At 64.7% G+C, this 2,278-nt stretch carries 2 protein-coding genes; one reads left to right on the plus strand and one right to left on the minus strand.

What is annotated here, in order from left to right:
* Positions 1–919 (plus strand): chloride channel protein (locus AC1DT2_RS21135; RefSeq protein ID WP_477298528.1); only part of this gene is annotated, 919 nt, incomplete at its 5' end.
* 9 nt (positions 920–928) lie between these two features.
* On the opposite strand, the gene AC1DT2_RS21140 is transcribed toward AC1DT2_RS21135, so the two are convergent.
* A complete protein-coding gene (locus AC1DT2_RS21140; protein WP_477298529.1) occupies positions 929–2,146 on the minus strand; it encodes a LysR family transcriptional regulator in 1,218 nt (405 codons plus the stop codon).
* Positions 2,147–2,278: the final 132 nt, after the last annotated feature.

The raw sequence follows: 2,278 nt of genomic DNA on the forward strand, positions 1-2,278 counted from the left end.
CTCGTATGTCGGGCAATTGCTTCCCGTAACTGCCGACGAACGCAAGACACTCTTGGCGGCCGGTGCGGCAGCGGGTATGGCGGCCATTTTTGCGGCGCCGCTGGCAGCGGTGTTGTTGAGCATCGAGCTGCTGCTGTTCGAGCGACGCGCGCGATCGCTGGTGCCGGTGGCCATGGCCGCCGTAACCGGAGCGGCCGTGCGCTTCGCTCTCGAAGGGCCGGGGCCCGTGTTTCCCATGCTGGCCCTCGGTCCGGCTTCGATCGTAGCCCTCGCGTTCTATACCGTGTTGGGTCTGATCTTCGGTGTGGCGGGCGTGGCCGTCACTCGCCTCGTGTACGGTCTGGAAGACGCCTTCGAAAAGCTTCCGATCCACTGGATGTGGTGGCCAGCGATCGGTGGCCTCGCCGTCGGAATCATTGGCTATGCGGTGCCTTCAACGCTGGGCGTGGGCTACGAGAACATCGTCGCCGTCATCGGTGGCCACATGACTATCGGTGCGCTGGCGATCCTCGCTTTCGCGAAACTCGTTTCATGGTCGATCGCGCTGGGCAGCGGCACGTCCGGTGGCACGCTCGCGCCGCTGTTCACCATCGGCGGCGCGCTGGGCGGCCTGCTTGGCCTGGCCCTCGCGCAATGGCCGATCACCCAGGTGGATCCCCGCATGGCCGCCCTGGTAGGCATGGCTGCACTCTTCGCGAGCGCCTCGCGCGCGATGCTGACCGCCGCCGTGTTCGTCTTCGAGACCACGATGCAACCGCACGCCTTGCTGCCTTTGCTAGCGGCAAGCGTCGCAGCCTATCTGGTGTCGGGGCTGATGATGCAGCACACGATCATGACCGAGAAAATCGCCCGGCGTGGTGTGCACGTACCGACCGATCTCGTGGCGGATCCCACGCCACCGCAGTCGGCGGCTGGCTGACCGGCAACCTCAGTGCTCGTCGCGCTCCCGCGCCAATGCATGCGTGCGTTCGACGAAGTCCGCCTGCAAAGGCGTCGGCATCCAGTCACGTCGACGCGTCAAGGCGATGCGTCGACGCAATTCCGCGCCGAGGTTGCCGATCTCAGTCAGCGTCCCGGCGCGGTATTCGAAGAGAAACTGGTCGCGCGATACAAGCGTAAGCCAGTCGCCCTGGAGCAGCAGCCCACGCGTTACCAGCACCGAGCCACATTCGATACGAAGGCGCGGCGGCTCCACGCCGCGGCTGGTGAAGATCTGCTCCCACTTGTTCCGCAACGGAATGCCGGGTGCCGAAATGACCCACGGGTAACCCAGAAGGTCCGACAGCTCCAGTTGGTGCTTGTCGCGTAACGGGTGATCCGCGCGGCCGACAACCACCGGGTCGTCGTCGAACAGCTCTTCCTGCACCACATCGCGGTGGGGCGCGGGATCGCGACGGGCGCCGATGATCAGATCCAGATCGCCCTGACGAAGGCCGGCAAGCAGGTCGCGATACGAGGCCTCGACCACCTTCACCGCCGCGGACACGTGGGCGGTGGTGAACCGCGCAAGCAGGTCGGAGAAGAAGATGGCACGCGCGCTGGGCAGGATGCCAACCGTCACCCGGCCGGCATCGTCCGTGTTCATCGCCCGGATCTCGTCGAATCCTGCGCGCAATTCCGAAAGCATGAGACGGGCGAAGCGAACGAACCGGCTCGCGACATCCGTGGGCCGCACGATGCGCCCCACCCTCACGAACAGATCCGTACCGAGGATGTCCTGCAGCTCGCGCACGGCACGATGGACGGCGGGCTGCGACAAACCGGTCAGCTCAGAGGCCTGCACGTAGCTGCTGTTGCCTTCCACCGCAATGAGCGCTCGCAGCTGCACCATGGTGACCCGCCGCTCGATATGCGGCAGCGGCGAGAGCCGGGCGGACCTTCTTACCAACCGCCCGCCGTGGGCGAGGTAATGCAGTGCACGATCGATGCGAAGCATCATGATCCGGCCCGCTGTCGTCGGTGTGACGCCGGCCGGCTGCCGGTCGAACAGACGCTCCCCGAGTACTCGCTCCATCTTCGCCATCGCCTGCGCAAGCGCCGGCTGAGAAAGACTCACCTCGCGCGCGGCCGCACTCATGCTGCCCGAGCGGCCGGTGACCAGCAGCGCATCCAGATGCCTGAGGTTGAGCTGGAAAATCTCGTTCACGAGCAATCAATCGTATTTACTTATACCTCGATCATAAAACGAAATAGCAAAGTGTGCACGGGACGGGCACGGTAGCGTCATCCCAAGCTACCGAAAATGGGCATGCCCACAGTCAATACCAAACTCCAAAGG

It is taken from the genome of Luteibacter sp. P4_E6, from assembly GCF_056401535.1.